Source organism: Brevibacterium daeguense (assembly GCF_021729135.1).
GTDB classification, from domain to species: Bacteria; Actinomycetota; Actinomycetes; order Actinomycetales; family Brevibacteriaceae; genus Brevibacterium; species Brevibacterium daeguense.
In genome coordinates, this window is sequence record NZ_JAJTWW010000001.1 from 698,003 (window position 1) to 720,463 (window position 22,461).

General features: G+C 66.9%; 16 protein-coding genes. 8 read left to right on the forward strand and 8 right to left on the reverse strand.

The genetic code is table 11. The features are described 5' to 3' along the window. Positions 1–89 precede the first annotated feature (89 nt). Entirely contained in the window at positions 90–2,324 is a 2,235-nt protein-coding gene (locus LXN01_RS03210) for a HelD family protein (protein WP_236863081.1), read from the reverse strand. A gap of 140 nt (positions 2,325–2,464) precedes the next feature. Next, positions 2,465–3,259: a spermidine synthase gene (locus LXN01_RS03215; protein WP_236863082.1), complete on the reverse strand. Its 795-nt coding sequence runs from the start codon at positions 3,257–3,259 to the stop codon at positions 2,465–2,467. 231 nt (positions 3,260–3,490) lie between these two features. Here LXN01_RS03215 and LXN01_RS03220 point away from each other — a divergent pair, with 231 nt between their 5' ends. Both LXN01_RS03220 and LXN01_RS03225 read left to right on the forward strand, forming a co-directional pair. Continuing rightward, a complete protein-coding gene (locus LXN01_RS03220; protein ID WP_236863083.1) occupies positions 3,491–4,636 on the forward strand; it encodes a DUF4192 family protein in 1,146 nt (381 codons plus the stop codon). A 353-nt stretch (positions 4,637–4,989) separates the two neighbouring features. Further along, positions 4,990–6,627 (forward strand): RNA polymerase sigma factor, encoded by a 1,638-nt coding sequence (locus LXN01_RS03225; RefSeq protein ID WP_236863084.1) that lies wholly within the window; start codon positions 4,990–4,992, stop codon positions 6,625–6,627. A 96-nt stretch (positions 6,628–6,723) separates the two neighbouring features. On the opposite strand, the gene LXN01_RS03230 is transcribed toward LXN01_RS03225, so the two are convergent. Both LXN01_RS03230 and LXN01_RS03235 read right to left on the reverse strand, forming a co-directional pair. Then, positions 6,724–7,476, reverse strand: a complete 753-nt coding sequence (locus tag LXN01_RS03230; RefSeq protein ID WP_236863085.1) for a VOC family protein — start codon at positions 7,474–7,476, stop codon at positions 6,724–6,726. A gap of 169 nt (positions 7,477–7,645) precedes the next feature. Continuing rightward, positions 7,646–8,497: an N-acetylmuramoyl-L-alanine amidase gene (locus tag LXN01_RS03235; RefSeq protein WP_236863086.1), complete on the reverse strand. Its 852-nt coding sequence runs from the start codon at positions 8,495–8,497 to the stop codon at positions 7,646–7,648. 95 nt (positions 8,498–8,592) lie between these two features. Between LXN01_RS03235 and LXN01_RS03240 the strand changes: the two genes are divergently transcribed. Further along, positions 8,593–10,716 carry a DNA gyrase/topoisomerase IV subunit B gene (locus LXN01_RS03240; protein ID WP_236863087.1) on the forward strand — a complete coding sequence of 708 codons (2,124 nt, stop codon included), beginning with the start codon at positions 8,593–8,595 and terminating at the stop codon, positions 10,714–10,716. Positions 10,717–10,778: 62 nt separating this feature from the next. Here the strand turns inward: LXN01_RS03240 and LXN01_RS03245 are convergent, their stop codons facing one another. Both LXN01_RS03245 and LXN01_RS03250 read right to left on the reverse strand, forming a co-directional pair. Continuing rightward, positions 10,779–11,669 carry a M56 family metallopeptidase gene (locus tag LXN01_RS03245; RefSeq protein WP_236863088.1) on the reverse strand — a complete coding sequence of 297 codons (891 nt, stop codon included), beginning with the start codon at positions 11,667–11,669 and terminating at the stop codon, positions 10,779–10,781. Between the two features lie 32 nt (positions 11,670–11,701). Beyond that, positions 11,702–12,061 (reverse strand): BlaI/MecI/CopY family transcriptional regulator, encoded by a 360-nt coding sequence (locus LXN01_RS03250; RefSeq protein WP_236863089.1) that lies wholly within the window; start codon positions 12,059–12,061, stop codon positions 11,702–11,704. Between the two features lie 215 nt (positions 12,062–12,276). On the opposite strand from LXN01_RS03250, the gene LXN01_RS03255 reads away from it, so the two are divergent. The 3 genes from LXN01_RS03255 to cydD are packed head-to-tail and all read left to right on the forward strand — an operon-like array spanning position 12,277 to position 18,563. After that, complete coding sequence (locus tag LXN01_RS03255; RefSeq protein WP_236863090.1) at positions 12,277–13,845, forward strand: cytochrome ubiquinol oxidase subunit I; 1,569 nt, start codon at positions 12,277–12,279, stop codon at positions 13,843–13,845. A gap of 16 nt (positions 13,846–13,861) precedes the next feature. Next, entirely contained in the window at positions 13,862–14,971 is a 1,110-nt protein-coding gene (cydB, locus tag LXN01_RS03260) for a cytochrome d ubiquinol oxidase subunit II (protein ID WP_236863091.1), read from the forward strand. Further along, positions 14,934–18,563 (forward strand): thiol reductant ABC exporter subunit CydD, encoded by a 3,630-nt coding sequence (gene cydD / locus LXN01_RS03265; RefSeq protein ID WP_236863092.1) that lies wholly within the window; start codon positions 14,934–14,936, stop codon positions 18,561–18,563. Before cydB ends, cydD begins: the two co-directional genes overlap by 38 nt. A 121-nt stretch (positions 18,564–18,684) precedes the next feature. Here the strand turns inward: cydD and sepH are convergent, their stop codons facing one another. After that, positions 18,685–19,905, reverse strand: a complete 1,221-nt coding sequence (sepH, locus tag LXN01_RS03270; protein ID WP_236863093.1) for a septation protein SepH — start codon at positions 19,903–19,905, stop codon at positions 18,685–18,687. Positions 19,906–20,163: 258 nt separating this feature from the next. Here sepH and LXN01_RS03275 point away from each other — a divergent pair, with 258 nt between their 5' ends. Continuing rightward, complete coding sequence (locus LXN01_RS03275) at positions 20,164–21,291, forward strand: ferrochelatase (protein ID WP_236863094.1); 1,128 nt, start codon at positions 20,164–20,166, stop codon at positions 21,289–21,291. Between the two features lie 351 nt (positions 21,292–21,642). Here LXN01_RS03275 and LXN01_RS03280 read toward each other — a convergent pair whose 3' ends face one another. Next, on the reverse strand, positions 21,643–21,873 hold the full coding sequence (locus tag LXN01_RS03280; protein ID WP_236863095.1) for a hypothetical protein: 231 nt from the start codon (positions 21,871–21,873) through the stop codon (positions 21,643–21,645). A 255-nt stretch (positions 21,874–22,128) separates the two neighbouring features. On the opposite strand from LXN01_RS03280, the gene LXN01_RS03285 reads away from it, so the two are divergent. Further along, positions 22,129–22,428, forward strand: coding sequence for a DUF4193 domain-containing protein (locus LXN01_RS03285; RefSeq protein WP_236863096.1), 300 nt, complete (start codon positions 22,129–22,131; stop codon positions 22,426–22,428). Positions 22,429–22,461: the final 33 nt, after the last annotated feature.

Consider the following 22,461-nt stretch of genomic DNA (forward strand, 5'->3'; position numbering starts at 1 on the left):
GATGGTGTCTGCGCACCTAGTGCGCCCGCCGCCGGTGGCATCGGAGGGGAAGCCGACGCCACCGGCGGTTTTTCAATTCAGTTTTCTCCTCATCTGCGAACGGCCGCCCCCGCGTCGAGGAACGGGCTGAGCACAGACGGTTCCACTCCGACCACTCGCAGTCGGGACGTCGCTCGTGTCAGCGCCACGTAGAGTTCGCCGATGCCCCGCGTATCGCCGGCCGGCGCGATTGCTGCCGGCTCCAACACGATGACACCGTCGAATTCCAGTCCCTTCGCCTCGAACGGCGACAGCACCGCGACCGTGTGGTCGATTCCGGCCGGGCCGCGTCCGAAGTCCACGTGCTGGGCGTTCGACAGCGCATGTTCGACGAGCTCGACATGAGCAGGGGTGGCGATGACCGCGATCCGGCCGCCGCCGATCGCTGCGAGCTCTTCACCGATCACATCGGGAAGCGCAGCGGATGCCGCAGCGAGGTCGGGCATGACATCGATCTTCGGATCCCACGACCCTTCCCTCACCGGCTCCGGTACGCGCAGGCCGGGGAAGTAGGTCGTGAGCAGGCTGTTCGCCAGGGTCATGATCCGTGCCGGCGTCCGATAGGAGACGCTGAGCTGCTCCAGGCTGAAGCGATCGCCGACGTGCGGCTGGAGCACTGATTGCCAGGTCCGACCGCTGTCGACGGTCGTCGCCTGCGCCAAGTCACCCACGAGTGTGGCCGACTTGCTCGGCACCTTGCGGAACAGCAGGCGGAGCTGCATCGGACTGAGCTCCTGGGCCTCGTCGACCACGAGATGGCCGTAAGTCCACTCTCGGTCCTCGGCAGCGCGCTCGGCGACGGTCAGGCTCAGCTCGCGAGATGCATATCGCTGCGCCAGCTGCTCGGCAGAGACCATGTCCCCGGTGCCGGTCATATCCAAGACCGCCTCGGCATACTCGATCTCCGCGGTGTCGCGGTCGGGAGCCGCCGCTTCCCAGGGTCCGATGAGTTCGGCCACCTCGTCGAGAAGGGGAACGTCCTCGACGGTGAGCGGCGAGCGTCGGTTGCGGCGCAAGCGGGCCATCTCCTCGAACGAGAGGATTCCGTCGGCGGCAGCCACCAGCTTCTGCGGTTTCGAGAACAGCGCGTCCAGCACGCCCGAAGGTGTCAGAGGCAGCCAGCACAGGTTGACGGCGACCTTGACGTCGCGGGAGTTCCGCAGGTCCTCGAGCAGCTCTGGCAGCTGCTCGTCCGTGCCTGCGAGTCCCTGCTGCTCGGCAAGCAAGGGAACGAGCTGCTTGAGCAGGGCGCTGACGAAGGTGTCGCGAGCCTGGTTGTGAGGGTTGCCGGTCCTGCGGGCGCGCTCCCGCGCCTGCTTGACCATCGCCGGGGTCATCACAATGGTGTGGCGGCCGACCACCAGCTCCTGGCTCTCCTTGGGCACGCGCTGGTAATTGCGGACGGACTTGGCGATGACCTGCACCATTCGCAGGTCGCCCTTGATCGCGGCCGTCGTGTCACGGTCGTGGAGTGTGGTCTCGAAGCCGGGCATGAGCTGGCCGGGAGTCAGAAGCACGGCACCGGTCTCGCCCAGCGACGGCAGCACCTGCTCGATGTACTTGAGGAAGACCGGCGAGGGGCCGACGAGCAGAACACCTGACTTGGCAATCCTCTCGCGGTGCTGGTAGAGGAGATATGCGGCCCGATGCAGGGCGACTGCAGTCTTGCCGGTGCCGGGACCTCCCTGGACGACGACCACTCCGGCGAGCGGCTTGCGGATGATGCGGTCCTGCTCAGCCTGGATAGTCGCGACGATGTCGCTCATCCGACCGGTGCGGTGGGAGCTCAGGGAGGCGATGAGCGCGCCTTCCCCGTGCAGCGACTGGATGTCCTCCTGATCCAGCGCGGTCAGATCGAGCACATCGTCCTCGATGCCGATCACCGAGCGTCTGCGCGTGGCGATGTGGCGGCGCCGGATCACCTCGCCCGGATCCGCGGCGGTGGCTCGATAGAACGGCTCGCTCGCCGGGGCGCGCCAATCCATGACGAGCTGACGGCGCTCGGCATCGGAGAGCCCGATGCGGCCGATGTAGGTGGTGTCACCGTCGGCTGCGTCGATTCGTCCGAAGACCAACCCCTCTTCTGCGTTGTTGAGTTTGACGAGCTGGTCTTCGTACAGCGTGGCGAATGCATCCCGCTCGGAGCGGTTCTGGTGATTTCCGCCGACGTTCGTACGCCGGACTGTGCTCAGTTTCGCCTGTGCTTCGTCGCGCAGCTCGTCGAGACGCTCATATACAACATCGAGGTTCTGCTGCTCGAGGTTGATCTCGGTTTGTTCGCTCACCTTCCACCTTTCCAATCGGCAATCAATTATGCCGTGTTTGCGACCGGTGCGCCCACCCGGAGGCGCCGTGGCGGCAAGATTTCGCTGAAACGTCACGGTCATTTCGCGATCGCGACCGGGAAATGCGGGATCAGGACACGTCAGTCGCCGATGAATGCGCGCAGCTGCCGGCCGGCGAGCACGGACGCGACTGCGGGACCGCGACGCATCACCTTCGCGATCGCGACCTCGTCGAGCGGCTGGTGGGCCGCGATCGCGACCACGTTGCCCCAGCGACGTCCGCGCAGCTGGCCCGGGTCGGCCACCACAGCCAACCATGGGAAGTGCTCGGCCATGCGCTTGAGCTCGGCACGGAGCCCATGATGAGGAGGACGATCGGCGACATTGGCCAGGTACAGGCCGTCCTCGGTCAGGACGCGGGAGACATCCCCGAAGAACTCGGGTGAAGCCAGCTGCTGCGGTGTCGTGTCGTGGTCGAAGGCGTCACGCACCACCAAGGTGATCGACTGATCGCGGAATGCTGCGATCTCGACAGCACCGTCGCCGATGCGCAGAGCCAGCGCCGGCGATCGCGGCAGGTCGAACCACCTGCGCACGAGCCTGGCGAGCTCGGGGTCGATCTCGACGGCGGTCTGGCGGGACCCGGGGCGAGCGGCATCGATCCACCGCGGCAGAGCACAGCCGGCTGCGCCGATGTGCACGGCGCGCAGAGTGGCCGGATGCGGGAACACGGTATCGACGACCCGCGACATCCAGTCGAGGTATTCGAAGTCCAACCGCAGTGGGTCACCGATCGTGATCGAGGAGCTGGGGACCCCGTTGACGTAGAGGACCCATGATTCTGCGTCACCGGGGACCGGCTCCAGGCGAGCAGTGCCCGTTGCGATGGGGACCTCGACCTCCTCCGGTGCCGCTTCCGCCCGCTTTCTTCCCATGGCCACACCTTAAGCCGGTCGAGAAACGCGCTCCTCGCGCACTCCTCGCGAACTGCCGACGCTGACTTTCGGATCCGGCTCCGGCGCTGCGGGGAAGGGGCGGTTGCCAACACTTCGGAGGTCACAGGCGAGCGCGTGTGGAGGTCACATCCGGGTGCCGGCACGGCCGCTCGGTCCACAAGGGGAAAGGCGGTGTTCCTCGGGCACTCCGACCCGCGCTGGACTCGGGTCATGAATGCATACACCGTTTCCAAGCCATTCGACCTCATCGGCGTCGTCCCTCACATCCTCGGCTACCGCCCCAACGAGTCCCTGGTCCTCGTCACCGGTTCTCGTGGGCCGGCCAACCGAGGAGAAGTCGGCCTCACGCTTCGCTTCGACTACGGTTTCGCCGACGCGGCGAAGCTCGACGATGACGACCTCGACGCGATCGCCGGAATGGTCCAACACTCGGAGGATGCCGCCGCCGTGTTCCCGATCGTCTTCTCCGACGAGATCCCGGCCGCTCTCGGGCTCACCGGGGAGGAGGCGAGTGACCTGCTGTTCGAGCACTTCCAGCTTCCGGTTCTGCTCATCTGCTCGGCTCTCATCGAGGCCGGCTACGAAGTCGTCGACCCGCTGTGGACGGGTGCCGGCTTCTGCGGAAGCCTCACCGACCGAACAGCGGTCTTCGACTCGACAGTGGGCACCGCGGCCGAGGTGTCGGTGCGGATGATCGCCGACGGCATGTCCCATGCCGATGACTTCACCGACGCGGTCAGCCATCCTCCCGCCGACGGACAGCTGCTTGCGGATCTCGATCTGATCCGCCGGGAGGAGCTGTCCGACGTCGACCTCTTCGACGCCGCGCTGAGTGACATCCTGCGGCTGCACGAGATCGCGCGCGGAGGGTCGCAGCACGGCAGCCTCGATGGGCTGCCCACAGCCCGTGGAGCGGTAGGCATCGAACGGATGTGTGAGCAGCTGTGGAGCAGAGACTGCATCCAGATGATGCTCGGCTTCGAACATCCCTCCTTCCTTCCCGCCGAGCTCGGCCGGCTGGGCCCAAGAGAATTCATGCACTATGCGCGTCCGATCTGCAGCTCGCACGAGGCCGCGGCCAGCATGATCGGACTGTCTCCGGAGCGGCCGGATTTCGCGCTCACCGGCTTCTCCGTCGCATATCTCTCCCGCCTCGTGTCCGTTGTCTCGATTCGACACCGGGCTGCGGTGCTGGCGATCCTGGCATGGATGGAGTGGTCGCGCGCTCGCAATTCCTTCGCCGCGCACTACGCATCCTGTGCGTTGGAGCTCGACCCCGATTACACGCTCGCGCAGCTCATGTCCGCTGCAGTGGCGCAGGGGATGCCGCCCGCCTGGATGGCCAAGCACCAGTGACGACAGCATCAGGGAGGAGCCTTCGGTGAGCAGCTCGGCGAGGCAGAGCGTTCGGTGAGCAGCTCGGCGGGGGAGGGGCGTTCGGGGAGTGGCGCCGGCCCGACGGGACAGCCTGACTGCAGGTCATGATGCAGAAGGAGCATGACCGGCATCACACCTTCGAGATCTTGCATCCGGTCCCCTCCGAGGTGTAGAGGATTCGCGCGATCTGGAATACCGTGCGAAGATTGGGTGTTGACCCATTCGTACTGGCGTTGTACCGCACTGTGTGTGGAGCCGTACTTGACATGGGTCTTACTGATGCCGTGACGACATCAGGAGGTCCGCAGCCATACTCCCCGAAAGGTGTACTCGTGCCGACAGAGAAGGATTCGAACGTCGCCGTCGAAACCGCTGTGCAGAAAGCTTCCGCACCCGAGGAAACCGCTCGGTCGAGTTCCCCCGCAGGGCCTTCCTCGGCGGGAGCCGACGAGGCCGGTACTGCGAAGACGGCTGCACCGAAGACGACAGCGCGGAAGACCGCTGCCCGCAAGACCGCCGCCGCGAAGACCGGCGCGGCCAAGACCACCGCTGCGAAGACCGGTGCGGCCAAGTCCGGCACCGCCGCGACGACTGGCGCCAAGCCGAGTACGGCCAAGACCGGCACTGCCAAGACGGCATCGGCGAAGTCGACGAGCGCTGCCGCCACGACTGCGAATACCGCCACCAAGAAGACCTCCGCCGCGTCAACCTCTGACGAGGAGGCGCAGAAGCCGAAGACCACCCGGCGCAGGGCGAGCACCGCCAAGACGACCTCGGCGAAGTCCACGAGCACGGCGGGAAAGGCCACTGCGGCCAAGGCCGGCAGTGCGAAGGCCGGGGGAGCGAAGACCACGGCCGCACAGAAGAAGGCGGCCGAGGAGGCTCCTGCGGAGAAGACCGCCGAGGAGATCGAAGCCGAGGCGGAGGCGCTGCGGGAAGAGACCGAGACGAAGAACGCGCAGGAGGAGAAGCGGGACGAGGTCGTCAAGGAGGCCGGCGGTTTCGTCGTCTCCGACGCCGACGACGACGATCAGCCTGCGCAGCAGGTGGTGTCTGCGGGTGCCACTGCGGACCCCGTGAAGGACTACCTCAAGCAGATCGGCAAGGTGCCGCTGCTCAATGCGGCAGAAGAAGTCGATCTCGCCAAGCGCATCGAAGCAGGCATGTACGCCGAGCACCTCCTCAAGGAGGGTGAGGTCACCGAGGCCCGCGCTGTGCGCGACTACAAGTGGATCGTCCACGACGGTCGGGTCGCCAAGAACCACCTGCTGGAGGCCAACCTCCGCCTCGTGGTGTCATTGGCCAAGCGCTACACCGGGCGCGGAATGCTGTTCCTCGATCTGATCCAGGAAGGCAACCTCGGTCTGATTCGCGCGGTGGAGAAATTCGACTACACCAAGGGATTCAAGTTCTCGACCTACGCCACCTGGTGGATCCGCCAGGCCATCACGCGTGCCATGGCGGACCAGGCCCGCACTATCCGCATCCCGGTGCATATGGTCGAGGTGATCAACAAGCTGGCCCGGGTGCAGCGGCAGATGCTCCAGGATCTGGGGCGTGAGCCGAGTCCGGAGGAGCTCGCGAAGGAGCTCGACATGACCCCGGAGCGGGTCGTCGAGGTCCAGAAGTACGGTCGCGAACCGATCTCGCTGCACACGCCGCTGGGCGAGGACGGCGATTCCGAGTTCGGCGACCTGATCGAGGACTCGGAAGCCGTTGTGCCTGCCGATTCTGTGAGCTTCACCCTGCTGCAGGAGCAGCTCCACTCGGTCCTCGACACCCTGTCGGAGCGCGAGGCCGGAGTCGTATCGATGCGGTTCGGACTCAACGACGGGCAGCCCAAGACCCTCGACGAGATTGGCAAGGTCTACGGTGTCACCCGCGAGCGCATCCGCCAGATCGAATCGAAGACGATGGCCAAGCTGCGCCACCCGTCTCGCTCACAGGTGCTGCGCGACTACCTGGATTGATTCTCGGATGATGCCGATGACCTGCCCCGGTCGCTGATTCCGTCGCGGGATCACGATCATCGCGGCCGGCTGACAGTCATCGTGGCCGGCTCGGGGTCAGTGTGGCTGGATCACGGTGAACGCGCCGTTCTGCGCATCGATGAACCGGCCCACTCGACCGTGGACGGAGTCGTGCGGCTGTGCCAGCCAGTCCCCGCCGAGCTGTCTCACCAGCCTGGCAGTCTCGTCCGTGTCCTCGACCTGGATGTAGGACTCCCAGTGGGCAGGGATTCCCACGCGTGAGGCATCCAGGACGCCCCCGGTGGCGCGGCCGTCGTGCATGAAGGTCGCATAGCGGAAGTCGTCGCTGTCGCTGACAGTCTCGAAGCTCCACCCGAAGACCGCCTCATAGAAGGTCCGCACGCCGAAGTCCTTGGTATGCAGCTCGAACCAGCTGGGGGCCCCGGGCATACCGGCTCCAGTGAAGCCCCGATCGTCGTCGTAGTCGAGAATTCCGAAGGCAGTGCCTGCGGGATCTGCGAGCAGTGCGACTCCGGCGGTGCCGTCGAATTCCGGGATCGCCATCATGGCCTGACCGTCGGCATCTTCGGCGCGGCTGAGCAGATCCGTCAGATCGTCTGCCCGAAAGTACACGGACCAGAAGGCCGGCTGTCCCGCCGGAGCCTGCTCCGGCTGCGGGCTGATTCCGGCCACAGCAGCCTTGCCGATCATGGCTTTGACGCCGAAGCCCATCGGTCCGGGCTCCGTGAAATCCCATCCGAACAGGGGGCCGTAGAATTCCTGGGCTGCGGTCGTGTCAGGTGAGCTCAGCTCGATCCAGCACGGGCCGTGGGGTGAAGGGTTGTACATTGTGCCTCCCGTTCCGCCTGGGCGGAGAGCATGTGGCGTCGACCCGTGAGTACGACTGGTATCCGGCGGCGCCTGCGCGGTCATTCGTTCTCCGAGAGTCTACGGGTGCGGCACACCGGGCATGCGTGAGGGAAGACGGCTCGCGCAGCCGAGCCGGCCTCCGGGCGGTTCACTGCTCGGTGAGGATGCTCTCGATTCCGCTGACGATTGCGTCAGCGTACAGTTCGCGACCTTCCGCGCTCTCCATGATCGCCGCATCCTCCGAGTTGCGCATCTCACCGCACTCCACGAGCACTGCGGGGACGGCAGCGTGGTTGAGCCCTGCGATATCGGTGCGGCGGACGATGCCATCGGTCCCATAGGCAGGATTGCCTTCAAACCCCGACGCCTCGAAAGCGTCGAACAGGTGGGCAGCCGCGGCGGCCGATGCCTCCTCGAGCCGTTCGTCCTCGGTGTCGCGAACGGTGATCATGTGGAAGCCCCTGGCTACGGGGTCCTCGCTGCCATTGGCATGGATGCTGATGAGGATGTCGGCGCCAGAGTCGCCGGCGAACTGCCCACGCTCATCGACGCACGGTCCCACGCCCTCGTCATCGGAACGTGACAGCACCACGTCCGCGCCCCGGTCCTTCAGCTCCAAGGTCACCTGCTGCGAGACGTCCCAGTTGAACGCATGCTCGGGGTATCCTGACTCAGTTGCGGTGCCGGTGGTGTTGCATGCCTTCGTTCCGCCTCGACCGTCAGGGACAGCTGCATTGATCCGATCGGGATTCGCGGCGTTGCCGCCGTTGTGGCCCGGATCGAGCGCGATGGTTCGACCTGCAAGCGCCTCGTCCGAGGAGCTGCCCGCCGGTGGTGACTGCTGCGCGTTGCTCGGACTCTCAGCCTGCACTGGGGTGGGGTCGGCCGACGCGCTCGGCTCAGCAGGTCCTGCACCACCGCATCCGGCCGGCAGGCCGAGCGCGGCGAGCAGCAGGAGTGCCGGCGCGACGGTGACGCGCTGGGGTGAGAGGTGAAGCATGCTGTCAGTATTCCACTGGCGCCCGGCATGCCGGTGCGCCTCCTCGGCGGGGAAATCGTAGACTGGTGGGGTGAATTCGAACGGGAGGACTGCTCTTGGCAGGGACGAGAACACGTACTGACGACTACGGCGCGCGACAGCTGTCCGTGCTCTCAGGTCTGGACGCAGTGCGCAAGCGGCCCGGCATGTACATCGGGTCCACGGACTCTCGGGGTCTGATGCACTGCCTGTGGGAGGTCATCGACAACTCGGTGGACGAGGCGCTGGCCGGTCACGGCGAGGACATCACGATCACACTCCACGCCGACGGCTCGGTGACGGTCGAGGACCATGGTCGGGGGATCCCGGTCGATATCGAGCCGAAGACCGGTCTGACGGGAGTCGAGGTCGTGATGACCAAACTGCACGCGGGCGGCAAGTTCGGCGGCGGCTCCTATGCCGCGGTGGGCGGCCTGCACGGGGTGGGCGCCTCGGTGGTCAATGCGCTCTCGTCGCGGCTCGATGTGGAGGTCATCCGCGGTTCGAAGATCTATCGGATGTCCTTCAAGCGCGGCAAGCCCGGCCGCTTCGACGATTCCGCCGGTGCTCCGGCCCCGGACAACCCGTTCACCCCGTTCACGAAGGCCTCGGAGCTCGACGTCGTCGGCAAAGCCAAGCGGGGAGTGACAGGAACGAAGATCCGCTACTGGGCCGACCCCCAGATCTTCCTCAAGGACGCGCGATTCAACTACGAGAATCTCGTCGACCGTGCGCGGCAGACCGCCTTCCTGGTGCCCGGCCTGGCACTCACCGTTCACGACGAGCGCGGAGTCCAGCGCGACGAGACCGGTGAGGTCATCGAATCCCGCACCGAGGAGTTCCGGTTCTCGGGAGGCATCTCCGAGTTCGTGGATCACCTTGCCCACGACGAGGCGGTCACCGACACCTGGCGGCTCATCGGGACCGAGACGTTCACCGAGACGGTTCCGGTGCTCGACGACCGGGGGCACATGGTCTCCACCGACGTTCCCCGCGAGGTGGGAGTCGACATCGCCCTGCGCTGGGGCAAGGACTACGAGACGCGGATCAAGAGCTTCGTCAACATCATCGCCACCCCCAAGGGCGGCACCCACATGGCCGGCTTCGAGCAGGCTCTGCTCAAGACGATGCGGAAGTCCGTCGAAGTCAATTCGCGCCGTCTCAAGGTGGGCAAGGACAAGCTCGAGAAGGACGATGTGCTGGCGGGCCTCACTGCTGTGGTGACCGTCCGGCTGGCCGAGCCGCAGTTCGAGGGCCAGACCAAGGAGGTGCTCGGAACCGCTGCTGTCCGGCAGATCGTCGCGCGCACCGTAGAACAGGAGCTCGGCGCGCTTCTCAACTCGCAGAAGAGGCACGAGAAGCAGCAGGCGAACCAACTGCTGGAGAAGGTCGTCGCCGAGATGAAGTCGCGCATCTCGGCGCGGACCCACCGGGAGAATCAGCGGCGGAAGACCGCGTTGGAGTCGTCCTCGCTGCCTGCGAAGCTCTATGACTGCCGCAAGAGCGACATCGAGAATTCCGAGCTCTTCATCGTCGAGGGCGACTCCGCGATGGGAACTGCCAAGGCCGCAAGGGATTCCGAGCATCAGGCGCTGTTCCCGATCCGCGGCAAGATCCTCAATGTGCAGAAGGCCTCCGTCGGAGACATGCTCGCCAACGCCGAATGCTCTGCTCTGATCCAGGTGATCGGAGCTGGAGCGGGCCGGTCCTTCGACCTCGACGCTGCCCGTTACGGCAAAGTCATCATCATGACCGACGCGGACGTCGACGGCGCCCATATCCGGACCCTGCTGCTGACGCTGTTCTTCCGCTACATGCGACCGCTGGTCGAAGCAGGGCGCGTATTCGCGGCGGTGCCGCCGCTCCACCGCGTCGAAGTGGTCAACCGGGGCAGAGCCAACGACGTGCTGTACACCTACTCCGAGGCGGAGCTGCACGCCCTGCTGAAAAGGCTGGAACGTTCGAAGAGGACCTACAAGGAGCCCATCCAGCGCTACAAGGGGTTGGGGGAGATGGATGCTGATCAGCTGGCGGAGACGACGATGGAGCCGGAGATGCGATCCCTGCGGCGGGTGACGATGCACGACGCCGAGGCGGCCGAGAGGACCTTCGGTCTGCTCATGGGATCCGAGGTGGCGCCTCGGAAGGAGTTCATCGTGTCCGGTGCCGCGGTGCTCGACGCGGAGAGAATCGACGCCTGACTCGCACAGCCAGGCGCTGGGTGTGCTCTCAGTCCAATGCTGGATGCTCGCACAGCTCGCCGCTAGGCGAAGAGCGGCCACGCCAGCAGCAGGGTGGGAAGCAGCAGGAGAGCGGCCGAGGCGACCAGATTGAGTACGCGGACCCGCCTGCGTGCCAGGGGAAGCGGCTCGGCCAGGCGCGCTGCGCGCGCCGCGGCCAGGGGCGCACTGTGCGAGCCGGAATCGACTGCTGCATTGGTCTTGATCGCCTCCGCCAGCGCGGCAGCGGGGACCACCGCGCGCGCCCGGTCGTCGGCCATGAACTCGATGAGGGCCGACACCGCTCCCAGCGCCGTCGATGTCGCCGGGACGAACGGCAGCGCACGATTCCAGGCTGCGAACGGCAGCACGAGAAGATCGTGGTGATATTCGAGATGGGCCTGTTCGTGAGCGACGACTGCCTTGCGCTGTCCGCTGGTCAGGACTTCGAGCAGCCCGGTCGACACCACGGTCGTGCCGGAGCGGCCGGGGAGGCAGTATGCCACCGGCTCGGCACTGGAGAGCACTCGGGTGTTGGGCAGTTCCTCGGAGGGTTCGGTCAGCAGCTCGACCAGGGCGACATGCTTGCGGCGGTGCCGCGCAACGCTGATCGACTGACTGATCAGCGAGCCGATCAGCCGGAGGCTCAGCAGCACCGCGACGATGAGCAGAGTCCACTGCCACCACTGCAGCACCGAGAGCACCTCCGCATCAACCAAGCCGACCAGGCCTGTGCCGATGGACTCGGCGAAGGGGGCGGTGGCGAATACGACTGCGGTGCCGATGAGTGAGAGGCCTCCCGCGAGCCCGATCGCCTGCCACAGTGCAAGCTGGGAGACGGGGTCGATGGTTGCCGCGCGACGAGCCAGAGCAAGGGGCACCGGCCATGCGAGGATGACCGCGAGGATCGCCAGGAGCGTGCCGGTGAGGAGCATATGTGACTCCGGAGCCGCGGGCAGCTCGTCGATCAGCGCTGGATCAGCTTGCGGTTGATGAGCGAGGAGAGGAACGCGGTGTCGGAGTCGGAGACGGCGCCGAGGAACCGGGCAAGCACTGCCTGCCGGTCGGGCGCCTGATCGAGCACTTCGGTCATGAGCTCGGCGACGTGGTCCTCGCGACTGGAGACAGCCAGGTAGCGATGAGGACGAGCGGCTCGATCACGTGAGACGAAGCCCTTCTTCTCGAGTCGGGTGAGAACAGTGTGAACTGTCGTCAGCGCCGGATCCCGATCGCTGAGCTCGCCGCGCAGTTCCGCGGCAGTGAGTCCCGAGGGGGTGTTCCACAGCGCATTCATCACGCTGCGTTCAAGTTCACCCAAAGTTGCCACGCCGGTAACTCCCTACTCGAAAGGTGGATCTTCGCGGCTCCCAGTATAGCGTGAGGCAGGGAAAGAGCCACCATTCGAGACAGCTTCGTATCACTTTTCAGGCCTTTCCCCAGCCCTGATCCCGTGAGGTATTCTACGATGCGTAGAATTAAGTTCTACAGTGCGTAGAAAACGGCCGTCGGCACTGGGGGCGACCGGTGAACAAGGAGGAATGAGTGGATCCGGTACTGATCGGCCGCTGGCAGTTCGGCATCACCACGGTGTACCACTTCTGGATGGTCCCGCTGACCCTGGGACTGGGCCTACTGGTGGCGATTCTCCACACCATGTACCACCGCACCGGCAACGAGGTGTGGCTGCGGGCGACGAAGTTCTGGGGAAAGCTGTACCTCATCAACTTCATCATGGGAGTTGCCACCGGCATCGTGCAGGAGTTCCAGTTCGGAATGGCCTGGTCCGAGTACTCCCGCTTCGTCGGCGACGTCTTCGGAGCCCCGCTCGCCATGGAGGCGCTCATCGCCTTCTTCCTCGAGTCAGTGTTCCTGGGCATGTGGACGTTCGGCTGGGGCCGACTGAATCCGAAGGTCCACCTCGGCGTGCTCTGGGCTGCTGTGACCGGCTCGTGGTTCTCGGCCTACTTCATCATCGTCGCCAACTCGTGGATGCAGCATCCCGTCGGAGTGGAGCTCATCGACGGCCGGCCCGTGATGACCGATGTCTGGGCGGTGCTGACGAACAACACCGCGCTGGCCGCCACCTCGCACGCGCTCGCCGGAGCGGTCTCGGTCGGAGCGGCGTTCCTGCTGGGCATCGCGTGGTATCACCTGTGGCGCCGCCGGGTCGACGGCATCGACACTGTCGACGAGAACGGGCGCGTCGTGGTCGGCGAGGCGCCCCTGGTCCCGGGCCGCGACAAGGCCGACTACAGCGTCTGGTGGAAATCGCTGCGGATCGGCGGCTGGACCGCGATCATCGCGTTCGCCGCGGTGTCACTCACGGGAGACATCCAGGCCAAGCTCATGTACGAGCAGCAGCCGATGAAGATGGCCTCGGCCGAAGCTTCCTGTCACGACAGCACGGCCTTCTCCGTCCTCACCATCGGAGACCTGAGCTCGAACAGCTGCGATGACGTCACCCCGATCATCGAGATCCCCGGCCTGCTGTCCTTCCTGGCCAATTACGACTTCACGACCGAGGTTCCGGGTGTCTCGAATCTGATCCCGGAGTACGAGGAGGCCTACGGCACGCACATGCCGGATGACCCGATGTACCGCGACTACGCGGGCCAGAAGATCGATTACCAGCCGTCGATGTTCGTCACCTACTGGGGCTTCCGCCTGATGATCGGCTTCGGTGCGCTCGCTGCCGGCGCCGCAGTGTTCGCGCTCTGGGTGACCCGCAAGGGAACCGTCCCGCGGGCGAGGTGGCTGGCCCACCTCGCGCTGTGGGGCATCACCGCTCCCTTCATCGCCAACTCGGCCGGCTGGATCTTCACCGAGATGGGGCGGCAGCCCTTCGTGGTCGCGCCGAACCCCGACCCGTCAGGTGTCGACGGCGTGTTCCTGTACACCGCCGCGGCGATCTCGCCGTCGGTCGGAGCCGGATCCCTGCTGTTCTCGCTGATCTCCCTGACGCTCGTCTACGGCGGGCTGATGGTGGTCGAGCTGATGCTCATCATCAAGTACGTGCGCGGAGGTGTCGTCTCCGCGATGCCGGAGATGGACACCAACTACACGCCGACGGTCAAGACGAGCGACGACGACGTGCTGTCGTTCGCCTACTGAGGAGTCTGAGTCGCAAATGGAAACACTGCCTACGATCTGGTTCGTCATCCTGGCCGTGATGTGGCTCGGCTACCTGTTCCTCGAGGGATTCGACCTCGGAGTCGGGATGCTGCTGCGGGGCTTCGCCAAGAACGAGCGGGAGCGCCGGCTCCTCATCAACACGATCGGCCCGGTCTGGGACGGCAACGAGGTGTGGCTGATCACCGCCGGCGCTGCGACCTTCGCCGCCTTCCCGATGTGGTACGCCTCGCTGTTCTCCGCGCTGTACCTCCCGCTCACCCTCGCTCTGCTCGCGCTCATCTTCCGCGCTGTCGCCATCGAATACCGCGGCAAGGCCGTCGGCAGGAGGTGGACCGAGTTCTGGACCTGGGCGATGTGGGGCGGGTCGCTGCTGGCGGCCTTCTGCGTCGGCGCGATGCTGGCACTGACGAGCACCGGCCTGCCGTTGAACGACAACGGAGACAACATCGGCGGACCGTTCGCCTGGGTCACCGCTGAGGCGTTCATCGGCGGACTGGGAGTCGTCGGCTTCAGCCTGCTGCACGGCCTGCTCTACCTCGGGCTCAAGACCGATGGCGAAGTCCGGCATCGCGCCCGGCGCTGGGCGGTGCGCGGCGGGCCGGTCATGCTGCTGCCGATCGTCGTCTGGGTGCTCATCGTCCAGCTCTCGAACGACAAGCCCTGGGGCTGGATCCTCATCATCGGGGCGGCCGCCAGCACCGTCATCGGCTGGCTGCTGGCCCGCCAGGGCCGCGAGCTGGGGGCGTTCCTGGCGCAGGCGGTCTTCCTCGTGCTCGGAGTCGCCTCGATCTTCTCCAACCTCTATCCGAACGTGCTTCCGTCGACGGTCAGCCCGGAGTTCTCGCTGACCGTGTCGAATGCCTCGTCCTCGGACTACACCCTCGGAGTCATGCTGATCGTGGCGGTGATCTTCCTCCCGCTCGTGATCCTCTACCAGCTGTGGGCCTACTCCGTGCACGGCTTCAGGCTCACTGTCGAGCACATCCCGCCTGCTCACGAGGTGCCTGTCGCCATTCGCAGCCACCACGAGCCGGTGGGAGCCCGGGACTCCGGCGGCGGACATCGCGATGCGCGCGATCGCCCCGAGTCGGCTGCCGGTGAGTGACCGGACTCCGCCGACAGCCGCAGCGCTGGCATCGCCGCAGGGGCGCCGTGCGCTGTGGCTGCTCGGCTTCATCGCCTGCCTGAAGGCGCTTGGTCTGATCCTCGTCGCCGAGGGCATCGCCATGGGTGTCGTCGATCTGATCCGCGACGAGCCGATCAGGACCGCTGTGACTCTGGGCGCGCTCGGGGCCCTCGTCCGCGCAGGGGCCGTCTGGGCGTCCCGGACGGTCGGCGCGCGGGCGGCAGTCGGTGTCAAGACCGAACTGCGCCGAGCGCTCGTCGGCCGCGTATTCGCGGGGTCCGGGCGGGACATGCCGTTGTCGGACGGGGCGCTGACCCTGGCGGCAACCCGATCGCTCGACGATCTCGATGACTACTTCACCTCGGTGCTGCCCGCGCTGACCGGTTCGGCGGCGATCCCATTGCTCATCACGGCCCGCATCGTCTTCACGGACTGGGTGAGCGCGGTGATCCTCGTCCTGACGCTGCCGCTCGTCCCGTACTTCATGGTGCTCATCGGCAAGTACACCGCCGACAGGGTCAGCGACGCGACGATCTCGCTGGACCGGCTGTCGACGAACCTGGTCGAACTCGCCCGCGGCCTGCCGGTGCTCGTCGGCCTGGGCAGGGTGGTGGCCCAGACCACAGCGCTGCGGGCGATGAGCCAGACCTACCGAGACACGACCATGCAGACGCTGAAAGTGGCGTTCATCAGCGCCCTCGCGCTCGAGTTCATCGCGACGATCTCGGTGGCCGTGGTCGCCGTCTTCATCGGTGTGCGGCTGGTGTACGGCCAGATGGAGCTGCAGGACGGTCTGTTCGCCCTCATCCTCGCTCCCGAGTGCTTCCTGCCGCTGCGTCAGCTGGGCGCGGCCTTCCACTCCACGGAGAACGGCATCGCCGCCTTCGAGCGGATCAAGGGCCTCATCGCGCGTCCCACGGCCCCCGCACGGACAGCTCCCGCAGAGGCCGGGGATGCCATCACGATCGATGACCTCTCGGTCCGCTATGCCGATCGGCAGGTGCCGGCCCTGGGGCTGCTGGACGCGAGGATTCCGTCAGCGGGGGTGACGGTGCTGCGCGGTCCGTCCGGCGCCGGGAAGTCGACTCTCCTCGGAGTGCTCGCGGGGCTGGTCCGGGAAGATGAGGGCTGCGCGATCACGGGAACGGTCCGCGGGGTGCCCGCCCCCGTCGCGTACGCAGGGCAGAACCCCCGCACCTTCGCGCCCACCGTCGGAGAGGAGCTGCGACTTTACGGGCCGCCCGAGTGCAGCGAGACTCAGCTGCAGCAGTGCCTCGACCGAGCAGCGCTCGCAGTGCCGCTGAGTGCCCCGTGTGCGGCGCTGAGCCCCGGCGAGCAGCGTCGGCTGGCACTGGCCCGGGTGTTCGCCGCGGTGGCCGCGGGCGCGCGCCTCGTCCTCGTTGACGAGCCCACCGCTCACCTCGACGCAGACTCCGCCCGGCGAGTTCGGGAGAGCCTCGGTGCCGTCTCCGCCGAGGTGCCCGTCGTGGCAGCCACCCACGATCAGCGGCTCATCGATGCGGCCGCTCATATCGTTGACATCGCTCCCGCCGCGGCCGCAGGCGCGCCGCTCGCGGACGCGGCCGAGGCGGCACCGCTTGCAGTGGCGATGCAGGCCCAGCCCAGCGGCACTGCCGGCAGCTCCGGCATCGTTGTGTCGACTCGTGCGGAATCGAGCAATGGTGCGACGACGCCGGACGGGTCGACACGGGACGCGACCCGTGGCGTCGGCGAGCGCGCCTCGGCAGACGCCGCTGCGTCCGGCGCCGCTTCGGCAGACGCCGCTGTGTTCGACGGATCCCGGGCATCCGAAGCTTCAGCCGCGGCAGTCTCGGGAGATGGAGCGGCGGCCCCGGCCGCAGTGCCGGCCGTCGGTCAGATGGGACCGGACACCGATCCAGCGGCACCTTCCGAGGAGTCGCAGTCGGTGCCGCTGGTGACCGCCTGGCGGCGGCTCGTCCGGGCAGTCGACCTGCGTTCGCCGAAGATGCTGCTCGCGGTGCTGTGCGGAGTCGCAGCCGTAGCGGCCGGGGCTGCTCTGACCGGCGTCTCCGCCTGGCTCATCGTCTACGCCTCCAGGCAGCCGCCGATCATGTACCTGCTGGTGGCGATCGTCGGAGTCCGCTTCTTCGGGCTGTCCCGCTCCGTGCTCAAATACCTCGAGCGGCTGGTGCTGCACGACGCGGTGCTGAGCTCGCTGGCCGACCTGCGGGAGCGGATCTGGCTGGCATTCGCCCGGATGGGAACCGCCAACCGGGCCCTGCTGCGCGGAGAGGTCGCCCTGAGTCGGCTGATCGCCGACGTCGACGACATCAGGGATCTTGCGCCGCGCGTGGTGCTCCCGCCGATCGTCGCCGTCGTTGTGGCCGTGGCCGCGGTGGTGACCCTGGGCCTGATCCACCCGGCCGCTGCAGTGCTGATGGCCGTTGCGGCGGTGCTGTGCCTGGTGCTCGCCCCCGCGCTGACGCTGTGGGCCGACGGGCACGCGACGAGCGCGCGTCTGCGCTCCCGCAATGTCGTGCTGTCGGATCTCGCGGCCCTGCTCTGGGCCCGCGAAGACCTGCTGGTCGGGGGCAGCGCACCGCGCGCCGTCCGCCGCTTCCTGCGCGCCGATGCGCTCGCCGGAAGCCAGGAGGCAGCAGCGCTGCGCGCAACCGGCATCGGTGAGGCGGTGATCACTCTGCTCGGCGTGCTGGCCGGCGTGCTGATGCTTCCGGTGCTGGCCGGATCGGTCAGCGCCGGTGAGCTCAGCGGAGAACTCCTGGCGGTCGCCGTCCTCTTGCCCCTGGCCCTCATCGACTGCTTCATCGACTCGCTGGCGGCACTGCAGCAGTGGCCGGCGCTGCGCCAGGTGCTGGGGCGGGTCACGGAGTTGGACGACACCACCGCACCGGAGGATCTCGGCGGTGACAACGGCCCCGATGAGATCGGCGACCTGGAGCTGCGTGATCTGGCAGCGCGCTGGCCGGGTGCGGAGGCCGAGGCGTTCAGCGGCGTCAGCACTCGCCTGGAGACCGGCGAGTGGCTGGCCGTCACGGGACCGTCCGGCTCGGGCAAGACGACGCTGGTCAGCGTCCTCCTTCGATTCCTGAACCCCAGCCGTGGGGAGTACCGGATCAACGGGGAGCCGACCGCCGAGCTGCTGCCGATGGATCTTGCCGGGCTGATCTCCTGGTGCCCCCAGGAGGCCCACGTGTTCGACTCCAGTCTGCGAGCGAATCTGCTGGTGAGCCGACCCAAGGACGACGCGCCCGACGAGGAGGAGCTGCACGCCGTGCTCGATCGAGTGGGCCTGGGTGAGCTGGCTGCGGATGTCGGCATGGATGCGAAGATCGGCGCCTCGGGGGCCCACCTGTCGGGAGGTCAGCGGCAACGGCTGGCCGTCGCCCGGACTCTCCTGGCTCGAGCGGATGTGATCGTGCTGGACGAACCGACCGCACACCTGGATCAGGAGATGTCGTCAGCGCTGATGGGCGATCTGCGGACCGGCCTCGGCGACACGAGCGTCGTGCTCGTCACTCACGACGAGGGGATCGTCAAGCCGGATGACCGGCGGGTCCGGCTCGGGTGAGGCAACCGGTCGCGCCCGCGTGCGGCAGCCGGTCGCGCTCGGGTGAGGCAGCCGGTCGCGCCCGCGTGCGGCAGCCGGTCGCGGGCGGGTGCGTCGGGCAGGCCGCGCCCGGACGAGGCGATCAGTCCCGCTTGGATCCGAACATGATCTCTTCCCAGCTGGGGACGGAGGACCGGCCCTTCTTGCGGGGGGCGTCGGAGTCCTCCGGGCGGGGTATCGGCTGGGTGGCGCTGTGGTCTCCGGAGACGCCCGGCTCGTCGAGCAGGGAAAGCTGATCAGCTCCGACTCCGTCCTCGTCCTGAACTCCGCCCTCGGCCCGAACTCCGTCCTCGTCCTGCATCACCGATGTGTGCGGGGCCGCCTGATGCGCACCGCCGGGTCCGCCTGATCCCAGCTCCGAGGCGTGCTGGAGGCCGGGCTCTGCCGGAAGCGGGAACACACCTGCATCCCTGGCCTCCTCGGGAGCGCTCAGAGCAGTGTGGGCGCCGTCGGGCTGCCGCTCGGGCGCCTCGGGAACGGCATGGAGCACGCCATGGCGCGACACCGCGGGAGCGTGGTGGGGACGGCCGTGCTCGCCGAGGGCGTCGGGGGACTCCGCAGCGGTCGTCGCGTGCCGACCCCGGCGACGCCTGAGACTTTCCAGAATCCGGTCGGTCTCCGCAACGTGGCTGCCGCGGGGCGATTCCTCGTGGAGCTGGGTGCGGCCCTCCTCGGCCTCGATGTTGTACACGCGTTCGGACCCCGTGCCGAAGTTCGGGATCGGGCCGGAATCGCTGGGGCCTGCATCCGACAGCCATCGCGCTTCGTCGTCGAGCGGCGAGATCGAGCCGCGTGCGTATTCCCACCCGGCGGCCCTCTCCTTGTCCGCAGCGATGAACCGCAGCTGGACGTACCAGGTTCCGGAGTCCTTCTTCCACGCGTCCCAGACCATGGTGCCCAGATTGACGTCGCGCATCCGGAGTCGCTCTTCGCACAGAGTCGTCAGCTGCTTCGGCTCGCCGCTGGGGTCGTTCTCCGGATAGACGAGGCAGCGCCCGGCACGGTGTGCGATGTGCGCCCGCTCGGCGAGCACCGGTCCTTCGTAGACCTGAATGTGCTCCAGGGCGGCGCCGGTGGTCTGAGCAACCTCCTCGGCGTTCATTCCCGACCGGATCAGCGCCTGGATGTCCTTGGGGCGCACCGGCTCGTCGGCGGCACGAATCTGCGCCAGACGAGCACGGTCCCGCCGAACAGCGGCATACAGGCTCTCATCGATGGGCAGCAGGTAGTCGTTGCCGGCTCCATCCGTGAGGAGGAGGTGCTCTTCGTCGTCGTGCACCCCGCGCAGCGTCAGCTCCGTCATTTGCCTCAACCTCCAGTCATGGCCTTTGAGAGATCGTTTCACGAACTCCGTGTGCTTTGTGGTAAGAGCACGGGCGAGTCGCTCGGGGGGCGGGGAGTCGAGCGGCTATTCAGTGGGGGAGCCCGAGGGGCGATTCACCGAGCGTTGCCTCACCGGGCGCCGGGGAGGTCATCGAGCGGGCAGCCGAGTGCTGAGACTCGACCTCTCGCCGACTTGCCCGAGGCGTCGGCCGGTCCCCGAATCGCTAGACTGGGCACCGTGAATGCTTCCAGTCTCGCGCCTTTCGACGCGCTCGTCCTGATGTCCTTCGGCGGTCCCGAATCCGAAGCGGAGGTGCTGCCCTTCCTGCAGAACGTGACTCGCGGCAGGGGGATTCCTGACGAGAGGCTCGTCGAGGTGGGCGAGCACTACTACATGTTCGGCGGCAAGTCACCGATCAACGACCAGAATCGGGCGCTGCTGGCGGCGATGAAGGAAGAGCTCGACGCCCGGGGCATCGACATCCCCGCTGTGTGGGGCAACCGGAACTGGGCGCCCTACCTCACCGACGTGCTGCGCGACGAGCATGCGAACAACGGCCACACCAGGTTCCTGGCCGTGGACACCTCGGCGTACTCCAGCTACTCATCATGCCGGCAGTACCGCGAGGACTATCACATGACCACCGAGGCGCTGGCCGAAGAGGGCATCCGAATCGAGATCGACAAGGTTCGGCAGTACTTCAACCACCCCGGGTTCGCGCAGGCCGAGCTCGAATGCGTCCGTGAGGGGATCGCCGACTTCACCGCCGAGGTCGGGACCCTGGACCGCAGCAAGCACCGTGTGCTGTTCGTCACCCACTCCATCCCGAACACGATGCAGGATGCTTCGGCGGTGATGACGCGCGGGTACCAGGCCCAGCACGAGGACCTCATCGAATGGATCGGCGGTCAGCTCGGTGACGAGCTGCCCCTGGCCTCGGAGCTCGTCTACTGCTCCCGTTCGGGTGCCCCGCACATCCCGTGGCTCGAGCCCGACGTCAATGACCGGATGGCCGAGCTCAAGGAGCAGGGCGTCGAGGGCGTCATGGTGGTGCCCATCGGCTTCGTCTCCGACCACATGGAGGTCAAGTACGACCTCGACACGGAAGCTGCTGAGACCGCGCAGGAGCTCGGTCTGGCGTACACCCGCGCCGCCACCGTCGGCACCAGACCGGCCTTTGTCGGCGGACTGATCGACCTGGCGCTGGAGCGCGCGGCCCAGGTGCGGGGCGAGGATGTCGAGGCGCCCGCCGTGACCAGCGAGGGGCCGCTCGGTCCCGGCAGCGGGGCCTGCTCGATCGAATGCTGCCGCGGCAAGTCGGACAAGCCGGTGCTTCCGCAGTGGGAGGCTGCTGCCGCTCGCTGAGCTGCAGTCGCCCGCTCAAGGGAGCGGCCCCGTTTGATGACCTTGAACTGCCCCCAGCGGTGACCTGGACCGGGCAGCGAAAGAGGCCGGAGCCTTCGGGGCTCCGGCCTCTTCTTCTGCGCCCTGCACGGCGGTGCGCGGGCCCGCGCAGGGGCGCGAGGCCTGGACGGGCCGGCAACGCCCAGGAATGGCGTGAGAGAACCGGAGCGGGTGCGGGCGAAACGTTGCCGTCGGGGTCACAGATCGACTGTGCTTCGCAGGTCGACTGTGCGCGGTGACCGCAGCCGTCGCTGCGGCGGCATCCACACCACCGCTGATGAATCGGCATCGATGCAGTGAGCTGGGGGCTGCTCAGGCGCGATCGTCCCCGACTTCGATGACGGGGATCGCGCCGGTCTCCACCTGGAGCACCCGCTGCATCTCCTCGGTGTCCACGTCGTTGCGCTCCGCGAGACCGATCAGTCCCTCGAGCTCACCGATGAGGGAGTCGACCGCAAGGTCGTTCTCCTCCCTGCGGGCCTCGGAGATGAGTGCGCGCAGGGCCGCAGTGTGCTTCTGCAGCTCGTCCTCGAAATGGCTCATGTCACATCCTCCATCGAGCGCGGTACCCGCTCATCGTCATCGTCCAACCGTCATTGTGAGTTATTTTTCCAGATTGCACGAACCCTCGGAGCGCGCTGAGGGGAACCTCACGAGGGCATGAGATATATCACCTGCCGGATGCCCAAATCCTCCTTGCCAAATCATCAGGGGCAATGCAAAATGCACTAGACATTGCACGGTGGTGCTCCACGGACCATCGCACCATCACGTACTCCCGGAGAGTGATTAGGCCACATGGCGACAGACTATGACGCGCCTCGTAAGCAGGACGAGGAACTCAACAGCGACTCCATCGAAGAGCTCAAGGCCCAGCGCACTCAGCAGCAGGCCAGCCAGGTCGACGAGGATGAAGCTGTTGCCGCCGAGGGATTCGAGCTTCCGGGGGCTGATCTCTCCAACGAAGAGCTGTCCGTCCGGGTTCTGCCCAAGCAGAACGACGAGTTCACCTGTATGGAGTGCTTCCTCGTTCGCCACCGCTCGCAGCTGGCGAGCGAAGAGGGCGGAGTGCCCATCTGCACTGACTGCGCCGGCTGAGGATTCCTCTGCCTGCCCGCCGGGGGGGGGGCG

Coding starts and splice junctions, on each gene's coding strand:
- LXN01_RS03230 (WP_236863085.1), bottom strand. CDS start 7,476: ATGTACAACCCTTCACCCCACGGCCCGTGCTGGATCGAGCTGAGCTCA.
- LXN01_RS03245 (WP_236863088.1), bottom strand. CDS start 11,669: ATGCTCCTCACCGGCACGCTCCTGGCGATCCTCGCGGTCATCCTCGCA.
- LXN01_RS03235 (WP_236863086.1), bottom strand. CDS start 8,497: ATGCTTCACCTCTCACCCCAGCGCGTCACCGTCGCGCCGGCACTCCTG.
- LXN01_RS03215 (WP_236863082.1), bottom strand. CDS start 3,259: ATGGGAAGAAAGCGGGCGGAAGCGGCACCGGAGGAGGTCGAGGTCCCC.
- LXN01_RS03285 (WP_236863096.1), top strand. CDS start 22,129: ATGGCGACAGACTATGACGCGCCTCGTAAGCAGGACGAGGAACTCAAC.
- LXN01_RS03280 (WP_236863095.1), bottom strand. CDS start 21,873: ATGAGCCATTTCGAGGACGAGCTGCAGAAGCACACTGCGGCCCTGCGC.
- cydB (WP_236863091.1), top strand. CDS start 13,862: ATGGAAACACTGCCTACGATCTGGTTCGTCATCCTGGCCGTGATGTGG.
- sepH (WP_236863093.1), bottom strand. CDS start 19,905: ATGACGGAGCTGACGCTGCGCGGGGTGCACGACGACGAAGAGCACCTC.
- cydD (WP_236863092.1), top strand. CDS start 14,934: ATGCGCGCGATCGCCCCGAGTCGGCTGCCGGTGAGTGACCGGACTCCG.
- LXN01_RS03220 (WP_236863083.1), top strand. CDS start 3,491: ATGAATGCATACACCGTTTCCAAGCCATTCGACCTCATCGGCGTCGTC.